Below are 25,433 nucleotides of genomic sequence, written 5' to 3'. Positions count from 1 at the left end.
TAAGGCCGCCGCCTTCCGCTTCGCATCGAGGCATGAGCGTCGCGCCGGACGCCGCGCTCCGGCGCGACGCGATCCCGGACATGACACGGCGCCTGGACGGGTTCGCACGTGGAGTGGGCTTCGACGAAGCGACCCCGCGGCAGATCGTCGAGAAGGTCGCGAGGGGGGCGCGCCAGCACCGTGAAGCCGGCCCGTGAGCCCTTGCCGCCGAACCTGGCCTGAACTCAGCGCCTCATCGGCTGGCAGCCTTCCGAGCGAACTCCCAGACCGGCACGCCCCAGACCTGCCCCTGCCGGTCGCGGTAGGCCGCCGTCTGCTCGAACAATATGCGGTGCGCCTCGACGCTACGCGCCGGGGTGCCGCCAACCATCAGGGCCCCGCAATAATCGACCCGCAGGGTGCCGTGGTCCGCATGCACGCCGAAGAGCTGCGGCGCCGTCCAGCCGAGCCGGTGGGCCTCTGCGCCGTGCTGGTCGCAGAAGGCCATGGCGTTGGTGCGGATCGCGGCCCACTTCGCCGGCGCCAGATACCGGCACGGCGAGGCGTGTTCGGACAGGCGCTCGATCTGATCGCGCCAGGAGGCGACGGCGGGCGAGAGTTCGGCGGGTGCGAGGCTGGATGACATGCCCGCCGCGGTAGAGCCACAGCCTTAACGAGCGGTTCGTTCGCCCTTACCCGATCTGCTCACGGGCGGGGGAGCGTCCGATCTCACCCGCGGTGAGCCGAGCCGATACGCACCGCGGCTCGGAGACAGGAGTACGGCGGGCGGTTGGCGGCCTCTGTGCTGACTTCGAGGACGGCTGTTCCGGGCCGGGACGGCGCACAAGGTCACCGTTTAATCGTGTCCCGCTGCTGGCATGGCTCGGAAGCTGATCGCCATGCGGTTGTAGGCGTTCATGAGGCTGATCGCGATGGTCAGATCAGCGAGTTCCTTTCCGTTGAACACGCGCGACACCGCCGCGAAGGCTGAGTCCGGCACGCCGGTCTCCGAGACGCGCGTCACCGACTCGGCCCAGCCCAGCGCGGCGCGCTCCTGCGGATTGAACAACATGCCCGCCTCTCGCCAGACCGGGACGAGAACCAGCTTCTCGGTGGCCAATCCCGCCGTAAGGATGTCGCGCGCGTGCATGTCGATGCAGTAGGCGCAGCCGTTGATCTGCGAGACCCGCAGATAGACGAGATCGATCAGTTCCTTCGGCAACCCACATCGACCGACATAAGCATGCACACCGCCCAACGCCTTCATCCCATCGGGCGCGAAGCTGTTGTAGTCGAGGCGTTGGTTCATCGCGAGAGCCTCTCAGAAGCCCTGCTGCAGGGCAGTCTGAGGTTATCTACTCCTTCCGATCCAGGAACCAGATCCCGGCCCCGCCGCCGGTCTCGGGGGTGAACGTCAGGTCCCGGTCATCGCGGTGGAGATGTTGCCGTGAGCGGGGTGAAGGCGATCCCCAAGGGCACACACGACGCAGGCCGGCTCAAAGCGGCCGCATCTTGCCACCGTTCACAGGAGTTCGCGGCGATCCGGCGACAGCGCTGGGGCCGATGTTGGGGCGCCGACACCGATGGGCCTAGACGCTTCAACCAACACAGCAATTTAGCCAGTTGAGTTGGCGGAGGGAGCGGGATTCGAACCCGCGATACGGTTTCCCGTATACACACTTTCCAGGCGTGCGCCTTCAACCACTCGGCCACCCCTCCGTCCGCGAACCGGGCGCGCCCGCGGGCTGCCGGGCGCGGCCAGGGCCGCGCGGTGCCGTGCTGTTAGCCGGGTGCGCCGCCATGTGCAAGGCGCGCGGGGCCGGGCGGCACGAAAACCGCCCGGCCGCCGGTCTCATCCCTCGGCGTCCAGGTGGAAGCGGACATGCTCCACGTTCGCCCGCTCGAAGGCCTGCATCACGTGCTGGTACGAGCGCTCCATCGCGTTGTCGCCGTCGCCCGGGCTGTCCTCGGGCTTGAGCACGAACATCAGCAGCGAGCGGCCGGTCACGTCGTAGCCGGTGTCGAACGTGAAGCTCTCCACGTCCTGGCTGTCCGGCAGGTTGGTGTCGAGGAGCCGCGTCCAGGCCACGCCGCCCACGGATTCCGGCAGCGTGAAGGTCACGAGGTCGTGGTAGGCGTTGAACATGATCAGCAGGGTCGCGTCGCCCCCGCGGCGGTGCAGGCCGGTGGCCTGGGCGCGCCCGTCGAGCTGGACCGCGAAGGCGCGGGCGCCCCCGTCGGTCCAGTTCTCCGGCGTCATCTCGCTCCCGTCCGGGCGCAGCCACGCCACGTCCTTGACGCCGAACTCCTCGTCGTACTGGCCGGTGAGGAACCGCCCGCGGCTCAGGATCGGCAGGGCGTTGCGCAGGATGATCAGCCGCTGCGTGAACTCGGCGAGGTCCCGCTCCTCCGCGGCGATCGCCTCCCAGTCCAGCCAGGAGACCTCGTTGTCCTGGCAATAGGCGTTGTTGTTGCCGTTCTGCGTGCGGGCGAATTCGTCGCCGGCCAGCAGCATCGGCGTGCCGCGGGACAGGAACAGCGTCGCCAGCATGTTGCGCATCTGGCGCAGGCGCACCGCCCGGATCTCCGGGTCGTCGGTGGGCCCCTCGACGCCGTAATTGTACGAGAGGTTGTGCGAGTGGCCGTCGCGGTTGCCCTCGCCGTTCGCCTCGTTGTGCTTGTCGTTGTACGAGACCGTGTCGTGCAGGGTGAATCCGTCATGGGCGGTGAGAAAGTTCACCGAGGCCCAGGGCTTGCGCCCGCGCTTGTTGAACTTGTCGGCCGAGCCCGCGATGCGCGCCGCCAGATCCGGCAGCAGCCCGCCGTCGCCCTTCCAGTAGGCGCGCACGTCGTCGCGGAACCGGTCGTTCCACTCGGCCCAGCCGGGCGGGAAGCCGCCGACCTGGTAACCGCCCGGGCCGCAATCCCACGGCTCGGCGATGAGCTTGACGTTGTTGAGCACCGGGTCCTGCCGGCAGGTGTCGAGGAAGCCGCCGCCCTCGTCGAACCCGTAGGGCTCGCGGCCCAGGATCGTGGCGAGGTCGAAGCGGAACCCGTCGACCTGCATCTCCTGCGCCCAGTAGCGCAGGGAATCGGTGACGAGCTGTAGCACCCTCGGATGCGACAGGTTGAAGGTGTTTCCGGTGCCAGTGTCGTTGATGTAGTAGCGCGGGTCGTTCGGCAGTAACCGGTAGTAGGATGCGTTGTCCACGCCCTTGAACGACAGGGTCGGACCCTTCTCGTTGCCCTCGGCGGTGTGGTTGTAGACCACGTCGAGGATCACCTCGAGGCCGGCGCCGTGGAAGCGCGAGACCATCTCCTTGAACTCGGAGAAGGCGAAATCCGGCACCGCCGCGTAGCGCCGCGCGGGGGTGAAGAACGAGATGGTGTTATAGCCCCAGTAGTTCACCAGCCCTTTCTGCTCGAGGTAGTCGTCCTGCACGAAGGCGTGGACCGGCAGGAGCTCCACCGAAGTGACGCCGAGGCTCTTGATGTAGTCGAGCACGTCCCGCGTGCCGAGGCCGGCATAGGTGCCGCGCAGCTTCTCGGGCACCCGCGGGTCGAGCTTGGTCATGCCCTTGACGTGGGTCTCGTAGACGATGGTCTTCTCCCACGGGACCAGCGGCTTCTGGTGCCGCCCCCAGGTGAAGGCCGGATCGATCACCCGCGAGCGGCGGGTGTAGGGGGCGCTGTCGCGCTCGTCGAAGGTCAGGTCGTCGCCGGATTCCATCTGGTAGCCGAACAGGGCCGGGTTCCAGGTGATCGAGCCGACGAGCCCCTTGGCGTAGGGGTCGATCAGCAGCTTGTTGGGGTTGAACCGGTGGCCGGCCTTCGGCTCGTAGGGGCCGTGCACCCGGTACCCGTAGATCGTGCCGGGGCGGGCGTCGGGCAGGTAGCCGTGCCAGATCTCGTCCGTGTACTCGGGCAGCTCGATCCGCTCGATCTCCTGCTCGCCCTGGTCGTCGAACAGGCAGAGTTCGACCTTGGTGGCGTGGGCCGAGAACAGGGCGAAGTTGACGCCGAGCCCGTCCCAGGTGGCGCCGAGCGGATAGGGTTGGCCTTCCTGGATGCGCGAGCGGGCGGCACGGGTCTGCGAGGCGGGACGACGAGATTCAGGCATGGACACTCCGGAGCGCGACCCGCCCGGGCACGTGCCGCGGCGGGGAGCGTCTGGAGAACGTGCCGCAAACAGCGAAGCTCCCGCAGCGCCGCAAAAATCCCGGGCGTGCGAGAATCCCGGCCGTGCGCGCCGGCGACCGCGCCTCAGTGCGAGGCCGCGGCCGTGAAGCTCCGGTCAACGGCCCGCCCGACGTCGAGCGTCCGTGACAGGATGCCGTAGCGTGTCGCCCGGTCCGAGGCCTCCTGAATCTCCTTGACGACGCCGTCGTCGATCGCCACCGGGCTCGACCGCTGCGCCGCGTAGGCCGCGCGCACGACATCCTCGGGCAGCTTGGTGAGGCCGGCCGTGTTCCGGGCGTACTCATCGAGGTGGTCCAGCGACCAGAGCCGCGCCTTGTTCAGGCGGGTCAGGAAATCCTGTACGGCGACCCGCTTGGTGGCGATCGCGCTGTCCGACGCCACGATGAACGTAATGGTCGGCGTCAGGCCTTCGCCGTCGGCGATCGGGCGGGCGCCGTCCTTCAGGGTCGCGAACGAGGCGTAGGGCTCCCACACCGCCCAGGCATCCACGGAACCGGCCATCAGCGCCCCCCTGGCGTCCACGGGGTTGAGCGGCGCGAAGGTGGCCTCCCGCGGGGCGATCCCGGCCTTCTCCAGGGTCGCGCTGATCAGGAACTGGCCCCAGCCGCCGCGGGTGCCGGCCAGCCGCTTCCCCTTGAGGTCGGTGGCCGAGCGGATCGGCGAATCCTGGCGGACCAGGATGGCCTGCGTCCGCGCATCCGACCGCGTGCCGCCGATCGCCCTGATCGGCGCCCCCGATGCGTAGGCCGTCAGGAATGACAGGTCGCCGGTGTAGCCGACGTCGAGGGCGCCGGCGTTGAGCGCCTCCAGGATCGGCGCGGCGGCGGGAAATTCCGACCCTTCGATCCGGTAGGGCAGGTCCTTCGCGACCCCGGCGATCCCGAGGAGCGACCGGTTGCCGCCCTTCTGGTCCCCGACCCTCAGGACGACCGTGTCGGCCGCGAAGGCGGCCGCCGCCGACGCCAGCGTCACGGCGGCGGCGAGCAGGGCGGCCCCGAGCCGGCGGCCGGCGGGACGGGGGTGGGATCCGAAGCGCATGGGGCCTGTCGCAGTGTGGGGCCCGCGGGACGCGAGCATGTCCGGGTGGCGGCCAAGTTTAGAATCGCATCGACGGCGGTCAATGAAATGAAAATCCGTCTTGGTCCTGCGTCGTGCGAGAATATCCCCTCGCCGCGATGCGCTCGGGAAGGCCGATGCTTCCGGCCGCCACCCGGGGCCGATGCGCGTCAGGAACCCGCCGGGAACGCATCCGCCAGATAGGCCCGCACGAAGCCCGGCATCCGCACGGCATCGATGTCACCTGCGCCGCGCACGACGTGCATGCCGGCGAGTTCCGGCTCGGCCTCGCCGTCGAGATGCGCCGCGATGCGCGCGACGAGCGCCGCGGCCGTCTCCGGGAAGCGCACCGGCCGCAGGAAGGCGAACTGGTTCTCACCCTCGAGGAGCACCCACGCCGTCTCGGCGCCCTCCGGCAGCACGAGGCCGGTCTCCTCGGTCAGTTCCCGCGCGGCGCTGCCGGTCAGGTCGACGCCCGCGCCCCGCACGTCGTCCGGATCCGGGGTGCCGCAGGGGAAGTAGAGTTGGCCGGCATTGGCCGTGTGAGCACCCATCTCGCCGAGCAGGACGGCGCCGTCGACCGTCCAGGGGACGACCGCCGCGAAGGCGTTGATGATGGCCGGATCGGCGTGCCGGATGTGCCGGTAGTACGTGAAGGTCGCGTAGCGCGTGGCGAAGAGATCGAGGCGGGCGACCCCGCCGACGACCGTCTGGGCGCAGCACAGGAGCACGGTCCCGTCGAACATTCCGGGGCTGCGGGCGATCCGCGCCTGCCAGTGCGCCGCGATCGCGGCCGCGTTCTCCCGGGGGAAGGCCCAGTCGTGATCCACGAACCGCGCCGCGACGTCCGCGAGGCGCGTGATCCGGAAGCCCTCGGAGCGGCGCTCAGACATGCAGGACGCCGTCCGAGACGATCACGGCGTCGCCGCCGATCTCCACACCCCGCAGGCCGCCGGACTCGACGGTGAGCTGAAGCGCGATCGCGCTCGGCCGGCCCATCGCCTCACCCTGGCGGATCGCTACGTCGTGGGTGCCGTCGCCGAGCGCCTCGAACTCCATCAGCACCCCCGCGAAGGCGGAGGCCGCCGAGCCGGTGGCGGGGTCCTCGGGCACGCCGAGATGGGGCGCGAACATCCGCACCCGCCAGCCCCGGCCCGACGCCACGGGATCCGGAGTGTAGAGGTAGAGGCCGTCCGACGAATCCGGCGCCTGGGCCGGCCGGGCGGCGTCGAGGGCCGCCACCGACGCCACGGGCACGCAGGTGAAGCTCGGCCCGACGCCGTGGCGGCTCGGGCGATGCCGGCCGGTGCCGATATCCCCGGGCTCCAGACCGAGGAGCGGTGCCAGCACCGCGGGATCGGGCCCAGGGCCGAGATACTCCGGCAGGACCGGCAGCCGGAACCGGGCCCGGCCGCCCGTCCCGTCGCCCGAGGTCTCGACCACGCAGGGCACGATCCCGATCCCCTCCTCCAGGCCGAAGGCGCGGGCGTCGCCCCGGGCCGGATCCTCGAGGGCCAGCAGCACCGCCGCACCGACCGTGGGATGGCCGGCGAACGGCAACTCCCGGGCCGGCGTGAAGATGCGCAAACGCGCCCGGTGCCGGGCCTCCCCGGGCGGCAGCACGAACACCGTCTCGGACAGGTTGAATTCCCGCGCGACGGCCTGCATGGCGGCCGTGTCGAGGCCCTCGGCGTCGAGCACCACGGCGAGCGGGTTGCCGGCGAGCCGGCGCTCGGTGAACACGTCGAGGGTGACGAAGCGGCGCGCCATCGTGTCGGACCTTCCTGCTCTCGCTCAGCCGCGTGCAAGTGTGGCGGTCGGGGGACGCCTCAGACCGCCTCGACCGGAAACCGCGCGCTGGGGTTCACGTATTCCTCCTGCGCGGCCACCGTCAGGATCTCCCGGGACCCGGCCTCGGCGGTGCGCTTGAGCAGACCGTAGACCGAGGCGGCCGCCGCGCCGAGGGCCGCTTCGGCCGAGCCGGTGCGGGCGTAATGGACCAGGAACAGGGCTGCGATGCAGTCGCCCGCCCCGTTCACCGCGATGGCGAGGCGCGGGGTCCGGACGCGGAACACCCGTCCCTCCGCCCCCGCCAGCAGGTCGATGCTGTCGGAGGGTGTGTCGGTGCAGAGCGCCGAGGTGACCAGGACCACCCGCGGCCCGCGCGCCTGGAGCGCCGCGATCGCGGCCGCGGCCTCCGCCAGGGTGCGGCTCGGGAGGTCGGTGAGGAGGCCGAGTTCGAACTGGTTGGGGGTGAGGATGTCGGCGTCCGGCACGGCGCGCTCGCGCAGGAACGCCGCGATGCCGGGCCGCACGTAGACCCCCTCCTCCACGTCGCCGATCACCGGATCGCAGCAGTAGAGCGTCGCCGGGTTGGCGGCCCGCACCGCGGCGACCGCCTCCAGGATAGCGGCACCGATCTCGGCCGAGCCCATGTAGCCCGACAGCACCGCGTCGCAGCTGGAAAGCACCCCGCGCTCGCCGATGCCCTGCACCACGTCGCGGATCATCGCCGCGTCGAAGACGGGGCCGCGCCACGCGCCGTAGCCGGTGTGGTTGGAGAACTGCACCGTGTGCACGGGCCAGACCTCGACCCCGAGCCGCTGCATCGGGAACACGGCCGCGGCGTTGCCGACATGGCCGTAGGCGACGTGGGACTGGATCGACAGGACGTTCAACGCGGGACTCGCTTGCGGTCACGCTACGGTTAGCCGCTTCTCGCCCCGGCCGCACCCCCCGTCTCTTGCCGCCCTCCCCCGCGCGCCTCAGATGGGATCGATCCCTCCCGTCTGCCTCCGAGCCTCCATGGACATCGAAGCCCTGCGCACCTCGGCCCTCGCCTTCGTCGAGGCGCACAAGGCCTGGACGCCGCTGATCGCGGGCGGCCTCGCCTTCTGCGAATCGATCGCGGTCCTGTCGCTGTTCGTGCCGGCGACCGTCATCCTGGTCGGCATCGGCGCCCTCGTCGGCGGCGCCGACATCGCGTTCTGGCCGGTGGTCCTCGGGGCCGCGATCGGTGCCGCCCTCGGCGACTGGATCTCCTACGAGGCCGGGCGCTGGCTCGGGCCCGGCGCGAAGACCAAGTGGCCGCTGCGGCGCTACCCCGAGCTTATGGCGAAGGCCGAGGCCTTCATCGGGCGCTGGGGCATCGCCGCGGTGGCGCTGGGGCGGTTCTTCGGCCCGGCCCGGGCCCTCGTCCCGCTCTTCGCCGGCATCCTCGGCCTGTCGCGCCTGCCGTTCCAGGCGGCCAACATCGCGTCGGCGCTGGTCTGGGCCTTCGTGCTCGTGGCCCCCGGGGCCGGTCTGCTGACCTGGCTCGACCGATGACCCGGCTCCCCCGCTGATGCGCCGCTTCCCACCGGAGCGGATCGTGTGTCTCACCGAGGAGACCGTCGAGACCCTGTACCTGCTGGGCGCGGAGGATCGCATCGTCGGCGTCTCGGGCTACGCGGTGCGCCCGCCCCGGGTCCGGCGGGAGAAGCCGCGCGTCTCGGCCTTCACCAGTGCCGACATCCCGAAAATCCTGGCGCTGGCGCCGGACCTGGTCCTGGCCTTCTCCGACCTTCAGGCCGACATCGTCGCCGACCTCGCCCGGGCCGGCGTGGCGGTCCACCTGTTCAACCAGCGCGATGTGGCGGGCTGCCTCGCCATGATCCGGACCCTCGGCGCCCTCGTGGGCCTGCCGGAGCGGGCCGAGGCCCTGGCGGCCGGCTTCGCGGCCCGGCTGGCGGAGGCCGCGGCGGCGGTGCGGGACCGTCCGGCCCCGCGCGTCTACTTCGAGGAATGGGACGCGCCCATGATCTCCGGCATCGGCTGGGTCTCGGACCTGATCGGCCTCGCGGGCGGTCGCGACGTCTTCCCGGACCTGAGCCGGCAGCCGGCCGCGAAGGACAGGATCGTCACCAGCGGACAGGTGATCGAGGCCGCGCCGGATGTCATCCTCGCCTCGTGGTGCGGGAAGCGGGTCAACGTCGCGCGGATCCGCGCCCGGCCCGGCTGGGACGCGATCCCGGCGGTGCGTGACGGGCGCATCCACGAGATCAAGTCGCCGCTGATCCTCCAGCCGGGGCCGGCGGCGCTGACCGACGGGTTCGACGCGATCCGCGCCTGTCTCGCATGACGGCCGGCGGGGCGATCCCGCGCCGCAGGTGACGGACGGCGCCCGGATTGGCAGGATGTCCCGATTCGGTACAGACGCATCCCCCGAGCTTGATGTCCGCTTCCCTCGGTCTCCCCGGTTCCCCGCCCCCGATCCCCGAGGCGCTGCTGCCGCCCGATCGACGCCAGTCGCCCACGGCCCTGCGCATCCAGCGCGGCGTGCGCCGCCTGTTCTCGGAGATGGGCTGCGTCACGCTGCCGGAATTCTCCCTGGTCAACGGCCGCCGCGCCGACGTGATCGCCCTGTGCGGGGCCGGCAAGCTCACCATCGTGGAGATCAAGTCGAGCGTGGCGGATTTCCGCGCCGACCGGAAATGGCCCGATTACCGCGACTTCTGCGACCGCTTCTTCTTCGCCATCCCCGAGGACGTGCCGGAAACGCTGATCCCCGAGGAATGCGGCCTGATCGTCGCGGACGCCTACGGCGCCGGGATCCTGCGGGAGCCCCCCGAGCACCCGCTCAGCGGCGCCCGCCGCAAGGCCGTGACGCTCCGCTTCGCCCACAGCGCCGCCCGCATCCTGCACGCCCTGGCCGATCCGGGTGCCGTGCGGGAGGGTGCGCTGTAGCGTCCCGTCTGCGTGGCGGGCGGAACGCGGCGGCCCGGTCTTCACAGGACCCGGAAACAGCCTAGAACGGCCGCGCTTGCCGGAGGTCCGGCGCCGGGACCGATCGAGCCATGACATCCGTCGCCCTGTTCGAGCTGATCCTCGGTCTCCTCGGCGCCGCCCTGCTGCTGTCGCTCGCGGCCGGGCGCCTCGGCTTCCCGCCCGCCGCCGCCCTGGTCATCGGCGGCATGGCCCTGGCGGTGGCGCCGGGCCTGCCGGCCTTCGACCTCGATCCGGACCTGATCATGGTCCTGTTCCTGCCGCCGCTCCTGCTCGAATCCGCCTACTTCACCGTCTGGCGCGACTTTCGGGCGAGCCTCGGTCCGATTCTGTCCCTCTCGCTGGGCGCGGTCCTGTTCACGACCCTGGTGGTCGGGCTCGTTGCGCACCTGCTCGTGCCCGCCCTGCCCTGGGCCGCCTGCTTCGCGCTGGGCGCCATTGTCTCGCCGCCGGACGCGGTGGCCGCCAAGGCGGTGCTCGCCCGCGTCGCCCTGCCCCGCCGGATGATCACGATCCTGGAGGGCGAGAGCCTCGTCAACGACGCCTCGGGCCTCGTGCTCTACCGGTTCGCCGTGGCGGCGGCGCTGACCGGCAGCTTCAGCGCCTGGGCGGCGGGCGGCAGCTTCGCGTGGCTCGCCGTGGCGGGCGTCGCGGTGGGCATCGCGTGCGGCCTGGCGGTGAACACCGTGATGCGGCGGCTGCACGAGGCCAACGCCATCACGGTGCTGAGCTTCCTGGCCGCCTATGGTGCCTACCTGCTGGCCGAGGAGGTCCACGCCTCCGGCGTCCTCGCCGTCGTGGCCTGCGGCCTGATGATGGGCGGACGGGAGCACGAGACCTTCGACGCTCAGGCCCGCCGCCATTCCGTGGCGGTGTGGGCGTTCGTGGTCTTCGTGCTGGAGGCCCTGGTCTTCGTGCTGATCGGCTTGGCGCTCCGCGGCGTGCTGGCCCGGACCGGGGGCGAGTTCGGGGCTGTCTCGGCGAACCTGCCGCTGGCACTCGCCGTCACGGCGACCTGCGTGGCCGCCCGCCTGCTCTGGGTGTTCCCCGCCGTGTACCTGCGGCGCATCCTCTCGGCGCGGGTGCGGGCGCAGGAGCCGCCGCCGAACCCGGCGGTGCCGCTGATCATCGGCTGGGCCGGCATGCGCGGGGTCGTGACCCTGGCGGCCGCCCTGGCGCTGCCGGCCGGTTTCCCGGGCCGCGACGCGATCCTGATCGCGGCTTTCGGGGTGATCCTGTTCACCGTGCTGGTGCAGGGCTCGACGCTGGGCCCGCTGATCCGCCGGCTCCGCCTCGACCCCACGGCGCACCTGCCCGACGGCCATCTGGACGCGCCCATGGCCCGCGTGGTCGTCAACGAGGCGGGCCTCGCCGCCCTGGAAGGGCTGGTGTTCTCCGAGACCGGGGGGCTGCAGCATCCCCGCCTCGTGGACGAGTACCGCCGGCGGGTGCGGGCGACATCCCGGGACCGGGACGAGCGCAAGGCCCTGGAGGCCGAGAAGACCGAGCACTTCGCCGCCGCGCTGCTCGCCGTCCGGTCAGGCCGGTCGGCGCTGATCGGGCTGCACAGGGAGAACCGGATCCACAGCTCGGTGCTGCGGCAGCTGGAGGCGGAGATCGACTTGGAGGAACTCCACCTCAAGCGTCTGGCCGGGACCACGGCGGCCCACGGTTAGGCCGGGGCGATCCCCTCAATGGGCCGCGCAGCCGTCCGCGGGCTTGCCGTAGCCGCTGTAGACGACCCGCACCTTGCGCAGGCAGGTGCCCTCAGCCTTGGGTGCGGCCGCCACGGGGGTGACCTCCACCGGCTCGACCCGCAGGGTCGCGGCGACGGGTTGCTCCTCCGAGGTGGCCAGCGCGCGGCTGGCGCTCATCACGAAGGGCGTGGCGACCAGAGACGAGATCGCGAGCGCGGCGAGGACGGCGATGTTCTTGCGGCCGCTGGTGTTGAGAGTGCGAGTCGTGCGCATGATCGGTCTTCCGACGTATTCGCTTCGGCAGCGCTGAGGTGCCGAGATCCCCTGTTGCGCTGATAACTTGGCCGTCAGCTCGGCGGTTCCGGCTTATTGCCCGAAAACCGCCACGCTTGGGTGTCCCGCCGCACGTGGGACGCCGGGGCTCAGAAGTTCCTGCGGTACTGCACGAAGCCCGATTTCTCCGCGATCCGGTCGTAGAGCTGCATCGCGTCGGCATTCGTCTCGTGCGTCAGCCAGTGGACGCGGGAACAGCCGGCCGCCTGGGCCGCCGCGTAGACGTGCTCGATCAGCCGCCGCCCGATCCCGAGACCGCGGGTCCCGTCCGCCACGAACAGGTCCTGAAGGTAGCAGTAATCGCCGACCGTCCAGGCCGAGCGATGGCGGATGTGGTGGACGAGCCCCAAGGCCTCGGCGCCCCGCCAGGCCAGGGCGCCGTCGACCGGCTCGGCCGGGTCGTTGAGGCGGGCCCAGGTCGTGTCGGTGACCGCCGCCGAGAGGTCGACCCTGTAGAAGGCCTGGTAGCCCCGCCAGAGCGGGAGCCACGCCTCGCGGTCGCCGGGGCCGATCGGGCGAATCGCGATGCCGGCCGTGTCGCTGTCCATGGTTCCCTCCGGGCGCCGTCCCCCGGGATGGGACCACCATCCGCCCCGGATGCGCAACCCGGGCGCGCCGCCTTGATCGCCTTCGCCGGGATGCCGCCGCCGGACATCTGCGCCTTGCACCCCCGCCCCCCCGCACCTAAACCGACCCGCCAGCGGCCCGACCCGCCGCGCGAGTCCGAGCCTTCGAATCCCATGTCCCAGACAAAATCCTTCCAGGGTCTGATCCTGACGCTTCAGGAGTTCTGGGCCGCGCAGGGCTGCGCGATCCTCCAGCCCTACGACATGGAGGTCGGCGCCGGGACCTTCCATCCGGCCACGACCCTGCGGGCGCTCGGGCCGAAGCCCTGGAAGGCGGCCTACGTCCAGCCCTCGCGCCGGCCCAAGGACGGCCGCTACGGGGAGAACCCCAACCGGCTGCAGCACTATTACCAGTTCCAGGTGATCCTGAAGCCGAACCCGCCGAACCTGCAGGAACTCTACCTCGCCTCGCTCGACGCGATCGGCGTCGATCTGAAGCTGCACGACATCCGCTTCGTCGAGGACGATTGGGAGAGCCCGACCCTGGGCGCCTGGGGGCTCGGCTGGGAATGCTGGTGCGACGGGATGGAGGTCTCGCAGTTCACCTATTTCCAGCAGGTCGCGGGCTTCGAGTGCGCGCCGGTGGCGGGCGAATTGACCTACGGGCTGGAACGGCTGGCCATGTATGTCCAGGGGGTCGAGAACGTCTACGACCTCGACTTCAACGGCGCCGAGGGGCCGGACCGGATCACCTACGGGGACGTGTTCCTGCAGGCCGAGCAGGAATATTCCCGCCACAATTTCGAGGCGGCCGACACCGCCATGCTGTTCCGCCAGTTCACCGACGCGGAGGCGGCCTGCCGGTCCTACCTCGACGCGGGCGCGCCCGACTCGGACGGCGCGCGCCACCGCATGGCGCAGCCGGCCTACGACCAGTGCATCAAGGCGAGCCATGTCTTCAACCTGCTCGACGCGCGCGGGGTGATCTCGGTGACGGAGCGGCAGAGCTACATCCTGCGCGTCCGGGAACTGGCCAAGGCCTGCGGGGCGGCGTGGCTGCGGACGGCGGCCGGGGGGGCGTGAGGCCCTCCCGAACAAGCCCGAACAAGGCGGCGCAGCCCGCCGGCTCGCCTTCGCGGGATGCTGGTTGGCGGAGCCCCTGGCGCCCTCGCGCGTTGCAACCCCCGCCAACCGGCGCGCTCCGGCGCGTCCGCAGACGCGGGACAAGTAAGATGAAGAAGATTCTTTTGACTTTCGGCGCCCTCGGGCTCGCCCTCGCGCCCGCGCTGGCGGCCGATCCCGGCCCGGAGGCCGTGGTCAAGAAACTCTATGCCGAGCCACACCCGAAGCACTCCGCCGTCTACACGAAGCGTCTGCAGAGCCTGTTCGACGCCGACGCCAAGCAGGCCAACGGCGCCACCGGCAACCTCGATTTCGATTACCGCCTCAACGGTGAGCCCCTGAAGCCCGACACGGTGAAGAACCTCACCTTCAGGGAGGCCACCGAGGGCAAGGATCAGGCGAAGGTCACCGTGGAGCGCAAGGGCGGGAACGGCGCGAACGCCGTGGTCTACGATCTCGTGCGCGAGGACGGGAACTGGAAGGTGTCCGACGCCCATGCGATCGGCGACCGCAAGTGGCAGCTCTCGGCCATCCTGAAGGGCGAGGCGCACTGACCCCGGCGCCATAGCCCTCGACAGGCCTGCGGCGCGGCGATATGGCCGCGCCATGCCCGACCTCCTGCTCGAACTCCGCTCGGAAGAGATCCCCGCCCGCATGCAGCGGCGCGCGGCGGAGGATCTCAAGAAGCTCGTCACCGACGCCCTGGTGGAGCGCGGCTTCCTGTACGAGGGCGCCAAGGCGTTCTCGACGCCCCGCCGGCTGGCGCTGCACATCGCCGGCCTGCCCGCCCGCGGCGAGGCCGTCCGGGAGGAGCGCCGGGGCCCGCGGGTCGGCGCCCCCGAGGCGGCCGTCCAGGGGTTCCTGAAGGGCGCCGGCCTGACGAGCCTGGACCAGGCGGGGACCGTCACCGATCCGAAGAAGGGTGCGTTCTACCTCGCGGTGATCGAGCGTCCCGGCCGCGAGACCCTCGACGTGCTGGCCGAACTCCTGCCCGAGATCGTCCGGACCTTCCCCTGGCCGAAATCCATGCGCTGGGGTGCGGCCTCGGCGGAGCCCGGCAGCTTGCGCTGGGTGCGGCCGCTGCAATCCATCGTCGCCACCTTCGGGCCGGAGACCGAGACGCCGGAGGTGGTGCCGTTCTCGGTGAGCGGGATCGCGGCCGGCACGGTGACCTACGGGCATCGGTTCCTGGCGCCCGAGGCGATCGAGGTGCGCCGGTTCGACGACTACATCCAGGCCCTAGAGCGCGCGAAGGTCATCCTCGACCCCGAGCGGCGCAAGGACGTGATCCTGCACGACGCCCGCGACCTCGCCTTCGCCCGCGGCCTCGACCTCGTGGAGGACGAGGGCCTGCTCGACGAGGTGTCGGGCCTCGTGGAATGGCCGGTGGTGCTGATGGGCTCGTTCGACGAAGCCTTCCTCGACATCCCCGCCGAGGCGATCCGCGCGACGATCCGGGCGAACCAGAAATGCTTCGTGCTGCGGAAAAGCGGTTTGGAGGATTTGGCGCCGGCCTTCATCCTGGTTTCGAACCTCGTGGCCTCGGATGGCGGGCAAGCGATCACCGCCGGCAACGAGCGGGTGGTCCGCGCCCGCCTGTCGGACGCGAAGTTCTTCTGGGATACGGACCGGGCGGTGCCCTTGGAAGACCGTCTGCCCAAGCTCGACGCCATCGTCTTCCACGAGAAGCTCGGCACGCAGGGCGAGCGGATCGCCCGCATCGGCGCAATGGCGCAGGATCTGGCGCCGCTGCTGGGGGCCGACCCGGCGCTCGCCGCGCGTGCCGCGCGGCTCGCCAAGGCCGACCTCGTCACCGAGATGGTCGGCGAGTTCCCCGAACTCCAGGGGCTGATGGGGCGCAAGTATGCGGCGCTCCAAGGGGAGCACGACAGCGTCTGCGCGGCCATCGAGGAGCACTACAAGCCGCTCGGCCCCTCCGACCGGGTGCCGAGTGACCCGGTCTCGATCGCGGTGGCACTGGCCGACAAGCTCGATACGCTGGTCGGGTTCTGGGCCATCGGCGAGAAGCCGACGGGGAGCAAGGACCCGTATGCGCTGCGACGAGCGGCGCTGGGCGTGATCCGGCTGGTCCTCGACCGTTCGCTGCGCCTCCGCCTGCTGGAGCAGGTCGGCGCGGCGGATCGGGGGCTCGCCGGGCGGGGTGGCGCGGATGCGAAGGACCTCCTCGCCTTCTTCGCCGACCGCCTGAAGGTCTATCTCCGCGACCAGGGCGCCCGCCACGACCTGATCGACGCCGTCTTCGCCCTGCCGGGCCAGGACGACCTGCTGATGGTCGTTCGCCGTGTCGAGGCTCTGCAGACGTTCCTCGACACCGAGGACGGGAGGAATCTGCTCGCGGGCTACAAGCGCGCGGCCAACATCCTGCGGATCGAGGAGAAGAAGGACGGCCGCGCCTACGATGCCGCGCCGGATGCAGGCCTCGCCGCCGCGGGCGAGCCGGCCGAGCGGGCCCTCGCCGAGGCCCTGGGCTGGGCGCGGGAGACGGCTTCGGCGGCCGTCGCACGGGAGGATTTCGCCGGGGCCATGCAGGCGCTCTCGACCCTGCGGGCGCCGGTGGACGCGTTCTTCCAGGACGTCACCGTCAACGCCCCCGATCCGGGCCTGCGCGAGAATCGCCTGCTGCTGCTCAACGCCCTCCGGGCCGCGACGCGGGAGGTGGCGGAGTTCGCGAAGATCGAGGGGTGAGGCGCACCCGCGCCGCACCATTCGCCACCGCATCCGCGCAGCTCCGTCGCGGTCCGCCCTGACGGGGTCGGGTCTGCGGCGCCGGGCGGGTCCTCAATCGTCCGCGCCGGCGTAGAAACCCTCCACGCCGATGCCCTCCTCCTGCATCATCCGGGCGCGGGCGCGCAGCTTCTCGGTCTCGCTCTTGAGCTGCCCGCAGGCCGCCAGGATGTCCCGGCCGCGGGGCGTGCGCACGGGCGAGGCGTAGCCGGCGTTGAACACGATCTCGGAGAAGTGCTCGATCCGGTCCCAGTCGGAGCACTCGTAGCGGCTGCCCGGCCAGGGGTTGAACGGGATCAAGTTGATCTTGGCCGGGATGCCCTTGAGCAGGCGCACCAGCTCGCGGGCGTCCGCGTCCGAATCGTTGACGCCCTTCAGCATCACGTACTCGAAGGTAATCCGGCGGGCGTTGCTCAAGCCCGGATAGGCCCGGCAGGCGGCGAGCAACTCGGCGATTGGGTATTTCCGATTGAGCGGCACCAGCTCGTCGCGCAGCTCGTCCCGCACGGCGTGGAGCGAGACCGCCAGCATGGCGTTGGCCTGCTCGCCGAGCCGGGGGATCTGCGGCACGACCCCGGAGGTGGAGACCGTGATCCGCCGCTTGGACAGGCCCAGCCCCTCCTGGTCCGACATCACGCCCACGGCATCCACCACCGCGTCGAGATTGTAGAGGGGCTCACCCATGCCCATGAACACGATGTTGGTCACCAGCCGGCCGACCTCGCCGGAGCCACCCGCGTCGCGGCTCGGCATCTGGCCGGGCCAGTCGCCGAGTTCGTCGCGCGCCGTGACGAGCTGCTGCACGATCTCGGGGGCCGAGAGATTGCGCACGAGGCGCTGCGTGCCGGTGTGGCAGAACGAGCAGGTGAGCGTGCAGCCGACTTGGCTCGACACGCACAGCGTGCCCCGGTCCGGCCCGGGGATGTAGACGCACTCGATCTCGGCGCCGCGGTTGTGCTCCTGGCGGTTGGTCGGGGCCATCCGCAGGAGCCACTTCCGGGTGCCGTCGCGGGAGACCTGCCGGCTGGCCACCTCGGGCCGCTCCAGGGTGAAGTGCTCGGCGAGCTGCGCCTTCAACGCCTTGCCGACATTGGTCATCTCGGCGAAGTCGGTCGCCCCGCGGAAGTTGACCCAGTGCCAGAGCTGGCCGGCGCGCATCCGGCTCTCGCGCTCCGGCACGCCCATCCCGATGAGCTGTGCCTTGAGGGCGTCGCGGGTCAGGCCGACCAGCGACGGGCGCCGGCCGGGCAGGGCCTCGGGGAGGGGATCCGGCGCCTTCTCGATCGCGGCATCGGCCGCGCGGGCGCTGTCGAGCGACGGCGTCGCCATGGCGTTCAAACGATCCATACGATTGGAAAGGGTCTGGTATAGGCGATCGCGGCGGCGAAGGCGAATGCGCGCCGCCCACAGGGGGGCCGACGGAGAGCCATGGCGACCGACACCCGAGCCGGGCAGGCGATCTACACGCCGCGGACGCTGCAGGTCTACGACCTCGTCGTGCTGCGCCTGTCGAACCCCCTGATCTGGCGCTGCCCCACGGCGCGGATCCTGGACCTCTACGACCGGCACGTGGGCCTCGCGCATCTCGATGTCGGGGTCGGGACCGGCTGGTACCTCGACCGGTGCCGCTTCCCCACGCCTGCGCCGCGCATCGGCCTGATGGACCTCAACGCCGACAGCCTCGCCTTCGCGGCCCGCCGCATCGCGCGCCACCGGCCCGAGACCTACCGGGTCGACGTGCTCGGCGCCCCGGTGACCGGCATCGCGCCGTTCGACTCGATCGGGATGACCTACCTGCTGCACTGCCTGCCGGGGGACATCGCCGCGAAGGCGAGAGCCTTCGACGCGGTGCGTCCGTGCCTGGCCGGCGACGGCGTGGTGTTCGGCGCCACGATCCTGGCGGGCGGCGTCCCGCTCGGTGCCGCGGCGCGGGCGCTGATGCGGGTCTATAACCGGAAGGGGGTGTTCTCGAACGCCGCCGACACCCTGCCGGCCCTGCGGGCGGCGCTGGACCAGCGGTTTCGGTCGGTGGAGATCACGGTCGTCGGCTGCGTCGCCCTCTTCGTGGCGCGGGAGCCGCGCTGATCCGGCCCCCGACCTCGAACACGAAAAAGGGCGCCCGCAGGCGCCCCGATCCGTCCGGTCAATCCTGAAAGGATCAGGCGGCGGCGGTCTTCACCGGCACGCCCTTCTCGGACAGGAACGTCTGCAGCTCGCCCGACTGGAACATCTCGCGGGTGATGTCGCAGCCGCCGACGAACTCGCCCTTCACGTAGATCTGCGGGATCGTCGGCCAGTTCGAGAAGGCCTTGATGCCCTCGCGGATCTCCTGGTCGGCCAGCACGTTCACGCCCTTGAACGGCACGCCGAGGTAGTTAAGGATCTGCACCACCTGACCGGAGAAGCCGCATTGCGGCATCTGCGGCGTGCCCTTCATGAACACCACCACGTCCTGGGAGGCGATCTCGTTCTGGATGGTCGTGTTGGCGTCGGTCATCGTTCTGTCCTCAGCTGTTCGGTCTCGTATGTGCTGTCTCGATCAGCGGCGCGCAACCGAGGCAGCGATCACGCGGAGTGCATGATCGACATCAAAGCGGTCGTTAAGAAGATCCTCGGGCACGATCGGGCACGAATCCGGCAATCCCGGAAGAAGCTGGTTCCCAAGGGCACCAAGACCGGCCTCCGCGGCTGTGACCGCGGATGTCCAGATCCTGGGCCAGTTTAACCTCTGCCGCATCGACGATTCGTAGGCATTCCAGGCCGTGATCTGGAATGTCGCGATCTCTGCCCGCCAATGCAAGCTTGCCGGCGCAAGCGGGGCGGACGCGCGCTTGAGGAGGTGGGCGAGCGTCTGGATCAGCAGCCCTTCGACGGCCCGCAGATGCGCACGCCCCACGCTCTCAATCTCCCCGGCAACGTTCTCCCAATCGACCGCATTCGACAGGTCGGGCCGCTCAGCGAGCGCGCGCAGGGCCGCCGCCTGTTCCTCGGCCCAGGTCACGATATCGTCGTCATAGAGACTCGGTCGATCCATAGGGAGAACTGCCGCGAGAGGGCTCAATCCTGCGGGACGCCCGTGGTCAGCGCAAGGGCGTGGAGCACGCCGCCCATCCGGCCCTGGAGAGCGCCGTAGACCATCTGGTGCTGCGCTACCCGGCTCTTCCCCTTGAAGGCCGCCGACAGGACGGTGGCCGCGTAATGGTCGCCGTCGCCGGCGAGGTCGCGGATCTCCACCTGCGCGTCCGGCAGGGCCTCGCGGATCATGCGCTCGATCTCGCCCGCATCCATCGGCATCGGGAAACTCCTTGTGGTAAACGGGGCTCAGGACGCCGGAGCGGCCGGCTGGCTGGCCATGTAGGCGGGCAGCCAGCCCTCGTGCGCCGCGGTCAGTTCGGCGAGCGGTATGGTCTCGCCACCCGGCAGGGTCAAACGGTCGGAGCCGGTGACGCCGACCACGGCCGCGGCGATACCCTGTGCCGAGGCGCTGTACAGGAGGTCGCTGGCCGCCTCCGGCTCGACCGCCAGCAGGTAGCGGGCCTGATCCTCGCCGAACAGGTAGGCGTGGGGGGCGAGGTCCACCGGGACCTCCGGGAGCGCCGCGCCGAGGCCGCCCGCCATGGCCATCTCGGCGAGCGCCACCGCGAGGCCGCCGTCGGAGATGTCGTGGACCGTGTCGACGGTGCCCGCCTGGATCAGGGTGCGGACGAAGTCGCCGTTGCGGCGCTCCAGGGCGAGGTCGACCGGAGGCGGCGCGCCCTCCTCGCGGCCCTCGATGACCGACAGGTAGGCGGACTGGCCGAGCCAGCCCTCGCCCGCCCCGACCAGCACCAGCACGTCGCCCTCGCGCTTGAGGGCGATGGTCGCGTGGCGCGCCACGTCGTCGAGGACGCCGACGCCGCCGATGGTCGGGGTCGGCAGGATGCCGACGCCGTTGGTCTCGTTGTAGAGCGAGACGTTGCCGGACACGACCGGGAAGTCCAGCGCCCGGCAGGCCTCGCCGATGCCCTGAAGGCAGCCGACGAGCTGGCCCATCACCTCGGGCTTCTCGGGATTGCCGAAGTTCAGGTTGTCGGTGATCGCGAGTGGCTTCGCGCCCACCGCGGTGATGTTGCGCCACGCCTCGGCCACGGCCTGGCGGCCCCCCTCGACCGGGTCGGCCTCGCAGTAGCGCGGGGTGACGTCGCAGGTCAGCGCGAGGCCCTTCGGCCCGTCCTCGACCCGCACGATGGCGGCGTCGCCTCCGGGTTTCTGGACCGTGTTGCCCAGGATGAAGTGGTCGTACTGCTCGAAGACCCAGCGCTTCGAGGCGAGGTCCGCGGAGCCGACGAGGCGCTTGAGCGCGTCGGTCAGCGAGGCCGGGGCCGGCACCTCGGAGACCGCGATCACTGGCTGGTGGGTGTTGGCGCGATGCGGCCGGTCGTAGAGCGGCGCCTCGTCGCCCAGCTCCTTGATCGGCAGGTCGGCCACGGTCTCGCCATGCCACTTGATGACGAACCGGAGCGTGTCGGTGGTCCGGCCGATCACCGCGAAATCGAGGCCCCACTTCACGAAGATGGCTTCCGCCTCCGCCTCCATGCCGGGCTTGAGCACCATGAGCATGCGCTCCTGGCTCTCGGAGAGCATCATCTCGTAGGGGGTCATGCCCTCCTCGCGGGCCGGCACCTTGTCGATGTCGAGCTCGACGCCGAGGTCGCCCTTGGCGCCCATCTCCACCGCCGAGCAGGTCAGCCCCGCCGCGCCCATGTCCTGGATGGCGATCACCGCGCCCGAGGCCATCAGCTCCAGGCACGCCTCCAGCAGGAGCTTCTCGGCGAAGGGATCGCCGACCTGCACGGTCGGCCGCTTCGACTCCGAGGCCTCGTCGAATTCGGCGGACGCCATGGTGGCGCCGTGGATGCCGTCACGGCCGGTCTTGGAGCCGAGATAGACGATCGGGTTCCCGACGCCGGCGGCGGCCGCGTAGAAGATGCCGTCGGTGCGGGCGAGGCCCACCGCCATGGCGTTGACCAGGATGTTGCCGTCGTAGCGCCTGTGGAAGCCGGTCAGGCCGCCGACGGTGGGCACGCCGAAGGAATTGCCGTAGCCGCCGACGCCCGCCACGACCCCCGAGACGAGGCTGCGCGTGCGCGGGTGGTCGGGGGAGCCGAAGCGCAGGGCGTTGAGCGCCGCGATCGGCCGGGCGCCCATCGTGAAGACGTCGCGCAGGATGCCGCCGACGCCCGTCGCCGCGCCCTGGTAGGGCTCGATGTAGCTCGGGTGGTTGTGGCTCTCCATCTTGAAGACGCAGGCGAGACCGTCACCGATGTCGATGACGCCCGCGTTCTCGCCGGGCCCCTGGATCACGTGAGGGCCCGAGGTCGGCAGACCGCGCAGGTGCTTGCGCGAGGACTTGTAGGAACAGTGCTCGTTCCACATCGCCGAGACGATGCCGAGTTCGGTCAGCGTCGGGTCGCGCCCGATCAGGCCGCGGAAGCGCGCGTACTCGTCCGGCGTCAGGCCGTGCTGGGCGACGAGTTCGGGGGTGATCGGAACGTCGTTGCGGAACATGCGAAGGGTCTCGGCGAGAGCGGTCCGTGCCGGAGGCCGTGGCCGCGGCGAACCCGAACCGGGCGGGGATCCAGGCTGCCCCGGCTCTAGAGCGGAAGCGCCCACGGTGGCAACATCCCAGGTCGGGACGGTCTGCGGATGGCGGCGGGCGAGGGATCACCGCCGACGCGGGGGTCGGCGATCAGATCCCCGCCTCGGCGGCGGTCGCCCGGGTCCTGACGCGCGCCCGGCACCGGGCGATCAGCGTGTGGACCGGTTCCGGCCCGGTGACCATGTCGAGATAATCGAACCCGGTGGCGCTCTGGCTCGCCATGAGCAGCTGGAAATGCATCTGGAACAGGTTCCACTGGCGCCGCCCCACGTCGGAGCCTGTGATCAGGTCGTGGATCATGACCCAGAGCTCGGCCGGCCGGCCGGCATCGGGCACGGGGAGGCCGCAGGCGGTGAGCGGATTCCGCTTGTGGATCGACAGCCAGTCCCAGGGCGCGCGCACGTCGAGCCAGCCGATCTGCGCCGCCCGCGCGAAGCGGGCGAGGGTGTCGCGGAACCCCACCGCCGCCGGATCGAGTCCGAGCCAGGGGATGACGCTGCCGATGCTCACGAACGAGACCGGCGTGCCGCGACGGCCGAAGCCGGGATCGCGGGCGAGCACCCGGTCCAGCACCTCGATACCGAGGAAGCTCGACGTGGAATGGCCGACGACGACCACCTCGTCGGCCTCGCCCTCGGCCGCGCCGATGCGCGCCGCGAAGGCATCGAGGCGGGGCTGCATCTCGGGGGCCGCACCCGCCGCATAGGCATGCGTGAAGGCGGTGTCGTCCACGAGGTGGGGCACGTAGAGCGGCTTGCCGCGGGTCGCCCGCATCAGGACGGCGAGGAACGCGAAGGCCAGCGGCGGGACCGCCAGGATCGACCAGGGCTGCAGCGCGGACGGGGCCAGGGCGGCCAGGCTCGCCGCCGCCGCAAGGCTGAGGAGCGCGAGGGCGATGTAGATGTAGTGGACGCAGAAGATCACCGTGGCGAAGCGCCAGCCCTCACGCTGCAGATCCGCCTTGTAGCCCGACCGCCACAATCGCCAGAGCAGCGCCGGGACCCCCGTCAGGCGCGTCCAGTCGGATTGCGGGAAGCGGGCCCGGACAATCTCCTCCCAGCGCAGGAGGACGTAGCGCGTCGACACGCCGTGCGCCTCGGCCGTCCAGGTGAGTTCGATCCCGTCCGCCGAGCGGACCGGATCGCCGACCGTGATCGCCGCCCCGCGCCGCGCCCCGGTGAGCCGGGCCTCACGGCGGAACAGGCCCCAGTAGGTCTCGGGATCGCGCGGGTCGAAACCCGGCATGTAGAACACGATCCGGGAGGTCAGCGACGACGGCGCGGTCCTGTCCGGCTCGGCCGCCGGAACCTGCGGGGCGTCCTGGATGGGGGCCGCGGCGGGATGTGCGGGTGTCGAAATGGTCGATCCGATCGGTGCGGGTTGGGGGCCGCCTGCCTACACGAACCGGCCCGGCGCGCCAGTGCGAACCTGCGTCGTCAGGGGGCCGGGGGCTGAGCCAGGAACTCCGCGATGGCCGACACGAACTTGTCGCCGTAGGCCTCGCGCTTGCGCTCGCCGACCCCGTGGACCGTGCGCAGGGCCCAGAGGTCGACGGGCTTCTGGCGGGTCATCTCGATCAGCGTCCGGTCGGGAAAGACCATGAAGGCGGCGATCCCCTCGGCCCGGGCCAGCGTGGCGCGCAGGCCGCGCAGGTGCTGGAACAGGGCCTCGTCCGCCTCGGAGAGGGCGATCTCGCCGTCCTCGCGCGGGGCGGCACGGCGGCGCTCGCGGGCCTCCGTCCGCGGCTCCGGATCCGGGCGGAGCTGGACCGGCTCCCGCCCGAACAGGATCGCCTCGCCCTTCTCGGTCATGGACAGGCCGCCGTAGCCGTCGGCATTCTCGGCGATGGCCCCGGCGGCGAAGAGCTGGCGCAGGATCGCCCGCCAGGCCGCCACCGGCTTGTCGGCGCCGACCCCGAAGGTCTTGAGGCCGGCATGCCCGTTGCGGCGGATCTGCTCGCTCTCCTTCCCGTGGACGAGGTCGCAGATATACGCCGCGCCGAAGCGCTGCCCGGTGCGCACGATGGCCGAGAGGGCCTTCTGGGCCGAGACCGTCCCGTCCACCAGGGTCACGCCGCCGCGGCACAGGTCGCAGCGGCCGCAGGGACCGCTCGCCTCGCCGAAATAGGCGAGCAGCGACTGGCGGCGGCAATTGGCCCCCTCGCACAGGGTGATCATCGCCTCGAGCTTGCGCCGCTCGACCCGGCGGCGCTCGTCGGAGATCTCCTTCTCGTCGATCTGCCGGCGGCGCAGCGCCATGTCGTCGAGGCCGTAGAGGGTCAGCGTGTCGGCGGGCAGACCGTCGCGGCCGGCGCGGCCGATCTCCTGGTAGTAGCCCTCGACGTTGTTGGGCATGTCGGCGTGGCAGACGAAGCGCACGTCGGGCTTGTTGATGCCCATGCCGAACGCGATGGTGGCGGTCATCACCACGCCGTCCTCCTGGAGGAACCGATCCTGGTTCCGCATCCGCGTGCCCTGATCGAGGCCGGCATGGTAGGGCAGCGCGTCGAACCCGTCCCGCTTGAGGGTCTCGGCGAGCTGCTCGGTGCGCTTGCGCGACGAGCAGTAGATGATCCCGCTCTCCGCCCGCCGGTGCTTCAGGAACCGCTCGATCTGCCGGGCGGGATTGTCCTTGGGCTGGAAGGTCAGGCGGATGTTCGGCCGGTCGAAGGAATGGACGAAGATCTTCGGCGGACGCCCCTGCGGGAACAGGCGCTCGGCGATCTCGGCCCGGGTGGCGGCGTCGGCGGTGGCGGTCAGCGCCAGGGTCTGGACGTCGCCGAGCGTCGTCCGGGCCCGGGCGATCTCCCGATATTCGGGCCGGAAATCGTGGCCCCATTGCGAGACGCAGTGCGCCTCATCGACCGCCAGGCGCCGGACGCCCGCCCCGCGCAGCGCCTCGATGCAGCCCTCCATGAGCAGGCGTTCGGGGGAGACGAACAGGAGCCGCAGGTCGCCCGAGCGCAACGCGCGCCACGTCTCGCGCGAATCCGATTCCGCGACCGACGAGTTGAGGGTCGCGGCCTGGATGCCGACGCTCTTCATCTGCTGCACCTGATCGTGCATCAGCGCGATCAGGGGGGAGACCACCACCGTGAGGCCCGGATCGACCAAGGCCGGGAGCTGGTAGGTCATCGACTTGCCCGAGCCCGTGGGCATGACGGCAAACACGTCGGCGCCGTCCAGCACCGCACCGATCACCTCGTCCTGGCCGGGTCGGAAATCCTCATAGCCGAAGGTCTTCTTGAGCGCGGCGCGGGCCTCGTCGAGGCGGGTCATCGGAATCCTTGATCGGGTGTCGGCACCGAGTCTGCGGCGCGGATATGGAGACCCT

Annotated in this window: 25 protein-coding genes and 1 tRNA gene; 9 read left to right on the top strand and 17 right to left on the bottom strand. The window is 71.0% G+C overall.

Annotated elements, in window-relative coordinates; all coding sequences use genetic code 11:
* The first annotated feature begins 32 nt into the window (after positions 1-32).
* Entirely contained in the window at positions 33-197 is a 165-nt protein-coding gene (locus MKK82_RS33345; RefSeq protein WP_238291121.1) for a hypothetical protein, read from the top strand.
* A 35-nt stretch (positions 198-232) separates the two neighbouring features.
* On the opposite strand, the gene MKK82_RS33340 is transcribed toward MKK82_RS33345, so the two are convergent.
* The 8 genes from MKK82_RS33340 to pdxY all read right to left on the bottom strand — a co-directional run bounded on the left by MKK82_RS33340 (position 233) and on the right by pdxY (position 7,913).
* Complete coding sequence (locus MKK82_RS33340) at positions 233-625, bottom strand: hypothetical protein (RefSeq protein WP_243988041.1); 393 nt, start codon at positions 623-625, stop codon at positions 233-235.
* 210 nt (positions 626-835) lie between these two features.
* Positions 836-1,288 (bottom strand): carboxymuconolactone decarboxylase family protein, encoded by a 453-nt coding sequence (locus MKK82_RS33335; protein ID WP_243988040.1) that lies wholly within the window; start codon positions 1,286-1,288, stop codon positions 836-838.
* A 320-nt stretch (positions 1,289-1,608) separates the two neighbouring features.
* Positions 1,609-1,698, bottom strand: a tRNA-Ser gene (locus MKK82_RS33330).
* Positions 1,699-1,831: 133 nt separating this feature from the next.
* Positions 1,832-4,099: a glycogen debranching protein GlgX gene (glgX, locus tag MKK82_RS33325; RefSeq protein ID WP_238284829.1), complete on the bottom strand. Its 2,268-nt coding sequence runs from the start codon at positions 4,097-4,099 to the stop codon at positions 1,832-1,834.
* A 143-nt stretch (positions 4,100-4,242) separates the two neighbouring features.
* Entirely contained in the window at positions 4,243-5,217 is a 975-nt protein-coding gene (locus tag MKK82_RS33320; protein WP_243988039.1) for an ABC transporter substrate-binding protein, read from the bottom strand.
* A 188-nt stretch (positions 5,218-5,405) separates the two neighbouring features.
* On the bottom strand, positions 5,406-6,128 hold the full coding sequence (locus tag MKK82_RS33315; protein ID WP_238284827.1) for an NUDIX hydrolase: 723 nt from the start codon (positions 6,126-6,128) through the stop codon (positions 5,406-5,408).
* Positions 6,121-7,005 (bottom strand): PhzF family phenazine biosynthesis protein, encoded by an 885-nt coding sequence (locus MKK82_RS33310; RefSeq protein WP_238284826.1) that lies wholly within the window; start codon positions 7,003-7,005, stop codon positions 6,121-6,123. Before MKK82_RS33310 ends, MKK82_RS33315 begins: the two co-directional genes overlap by 8 nt.
* 59 nt (positions 7,006-7,064) lie before the next feature.
* Positions 7,065-7,913: a pyridoxal kinase PdxY gene (gene pdxY / locus MKK82_RS33305; RefSeq protein ID WP_238284825.1), complete on the bottom strand. Its 849-nt coding sequence runs from the start codon at positions 7,911-7,913 to the stop codon at positions 7,065-7,067.
* 127 nt (positions 7,914-8,040) lie between these two features.
* Between pdxY and MKK82_RS33300 the strand changes: the two genes are divergently transcribed.
* The 4 genes from MKK82_RS33300 to MKK82_RS33285 all read left to right on the top strand — a co-directional run bounded on the left by MKK82_RS33300 (position 8,041) and on the right by MKK82_RS33285 (position 11,675).
* Entirely contained in the window at positions 8,041-8,562 is a 522-nt protein-coding gene (locus tag MKK82_RS33300) for a DedA family protein (RefSeq protein ID WP_238284822.1), read from the top strand.
* Between the two features lie 16 nt (positions 8,563-8,578).
* The gene (locus MKK82_RS33295; RefSeq protein ID WP_238284821.1) at positions 8,579-9,355 is read left to right on the top strand and encodes a cobalamin-binding protein; all 777 of its coding nucleotides are present in this window, start codon (positions 8,579-8,581) and stop codon (positions 9,353-9,355) included.
* Positions 9,356-9,447: 92 nt separating this feature from the next.
* Positions 9,448-9,960 (top strand): MmcB family DNA repair protein, encoded by a 513-nt coding sequence (locus MKK82_RS33290; protein ID WP_238284820.1) that lies wholly within the window; start codon positions 9,448-9,450, stop codon positions 9,958-9,960.
* A 110-nt stretch (positions 9,961-10,070) separates the two neighbouring features.
* Positions 10,071-11,675 (top strand): Na+/H+ antiporter, encoded by a 1,605-nt coding sequence (locus MKK82_RS33285; RefSeq protein WP_243988038.1) that lies wholly within the window; start codon positions 10,071-10,073, stop codon positions 11,673-11,675.
* 15 nt (positions 11,676-11,690) lie between these two features.
* Here MKK82_RS33285 and MKK82_RS33280 read toward each other — a convergent pair whose 3' ends face one another.
* The gene (locus MKK82_RS33280; protein ID WP_238284817.1) at positions 11,691-11,969 is read right to left on the bottom strand and encodes a hypothetical protein; all 279 of its coding nucleotides are present in this window, start codon (positions 11,967-11,969) and stop codon (positions 11,691-11,693) included.
* Between the two features lie 149 nt (positions 11,970-12,118).
* A complete protein-coding gene (locus MKK82_RS33275; protein ID WP_243988037.1) occupies positions 12,119-12,577 on the bottom strand; it encodes a GNAT family N-acetyltransferase in 459 nt (152 codons plus the stop codon).
* Between the two features lie 192 nt (positions 12,578-12,769).
* Between MKK82_RS33275 and MKK82_RS33270 the strand changes: the two genes are divergently transcribed.
* From MKK82_RS33270 to glyS, 3 genes are all read left to right on the top strand, one after another.
* A complete protein-coding gene (locus tag MKK82_RS33270) occupies positions 12,770-13,678 on the top strand; it encodes a glycine--tRNA ligase subunit alpha (RefSeq protein ID WP_238284815.1) in 909 nt (302 codons plus the stop codon).
* 149 nt (positions 13,679-13,827) lie between these two features.
* Positions 13,828-14,271, top strand: coding sequence for a DUF3828 domain-containing protein (locus tag MKK82_RS33265; RefSeq protein ID WP_238284813.1), 444 nt, complete (start codon positions 13,828-13,830; stop codon positions 14,269-14,271).
* A 52-nt stretch (positions 14,272-14,323) separates the two neighbouring features.
* Positions 14,324-16,423 (top strand): glycine--tRNA ligase subunit beta, encoded by a 2,100-nt coding sequence (gene glyS, locus MKK82_RS33260; RefSeq protein ID WP_238284812.1) that lies wholly within the window; start codon positions 14,324-14,326, stop codon positions 16,421-16,423.
* 93 nt (positions 16,424-16,516) lie between these two features.
* Here the strand turns inward: glyS and rlmN are convergent, their stop codons facing one another.
* The gene (gene rlmN / locus MKK82_RS33255) at positions 16,517-17,791 is read right to left on the bottom strand and encodes a 23S rRNA (adenine(2503)-C(2))-methyltransferase RlmN (protein WP_243988035.1); all 1,275 of its coding nucleotides are present in this window, start codon (positions 17,789-17,791) and stop codon (positions 16,517-16,519) included.
* Between the two features lie 99 nt (positions 17,792-17,890).
* On the opposite strand from rlmN, the gene MKK82_RS33250 reads away from it, so the two are divergent.
* Positions 17,891-18,547 (top strand): class I SAM-dependent methyltransferase, encoded by a 657-nt coding sequence (locus MKK82_RS33250; RefSeq protein WP_238284807.1) that lies wholly within the window; start codon positions 17,891-17,893, stop codon positions 18,545-18,547.
* Between the two features lie 73 nt (positions 18,548-18,620).
* On the opposite strand, the gene grxD is transcribed toward MKK82_RS33250, so the two are convergent.
* The 6 genes from grxD to recQ form a co-directional block, all read right to left on the bottom strand.
* Positions 18,621-18,959: a Grx4 family monothiol glutaredoxin gene (gene grxD / locus MKK82_RS33245; protein ID WP_010685583.1), complete on the bottom strand. Its 339-nt coding sequence runs from the start codon at positions 18,957-18,959 to the stop codon at positions 18,621-18,623.
* 42 nt (positions 18,960-19,001) lie between these two features.
* Positions 19,002-19,496: a DUF29 domain-containing protein gene (locus tag MKK82_RS33240; RefSeq protein WP_279603398.1), complete on the bottom strand. Its 495-nt coding sequence runs from the start codon at positions 19,494-19,496 to the stop codon at positions 19,002-19,004.
* A 23-nt stretch (positions 19,497-19,519) separates the two neighbouring features.
* The gene (locus MKK82_RS33235) at positions 19,520-19,756 is read right to left on the bottom strand and encodes a BolA family protein (protein WP_043383516.1); all 237 of its coding nucleotides are present in this window, start codon (positions 19,754-19,756) and stop codon (positions 19,520-19,522) included.
* A 27-nt stretch (positions 19,757-19,783) separates the two neighbouring features.
* The gene (gene purL / locus MKK82_RS33230; RefSeq protein ID WP_238284805.1) at positions 19,784-22,009 is read right to left on the bottom strand and encodes a phosphoribosylformylglycinamidine synthase subunit PurL; all 2,226 of its coding nucleotides are present in this window, start codon (positions 22,007-22,009) and stop codon (positions 19,784-19,786) included.
* Between the two features lie 181 nt (positions 22,010-22,190).
* Positions 22,191-23,345, bottom strand: a complete 1,155-nt coding sequence (locus tag MKK82_RS33225) for a hydrolase (RefSeq protein ID WP_238284801.1) — start codon at positions 23,343-23,345, stop codon at positions 22,191-22,193.
* Positions 23,346-23,536: 191 nt separating this feature from the next.
* On the bottom strand, positions 23,537-25,378 hold the full coding sequence (recQ, locus tag MKK82_RS33220; protein WP_238284800.1) for a DNA helicase RecQ: 1,842 nt from the start codon (positions 25,376-25,378) through the stop codon (positions 23,537-23,539).
* Positions 25,379-25,433: the final 55 nt, after the last annotated feature.

The organism is Methylobacterium sp. E-046 (assembly GCF_022829625.1).
GTDB lineage: Bacteria > Pseudomonadota > Alphaproteobacteria > Rhizobiales > Beijerinckiaceae > Methylobacterium > Methylobacterium longum.
This window is presented reverse-complemented; position numbering and strand designations above follow the sequence as displayed.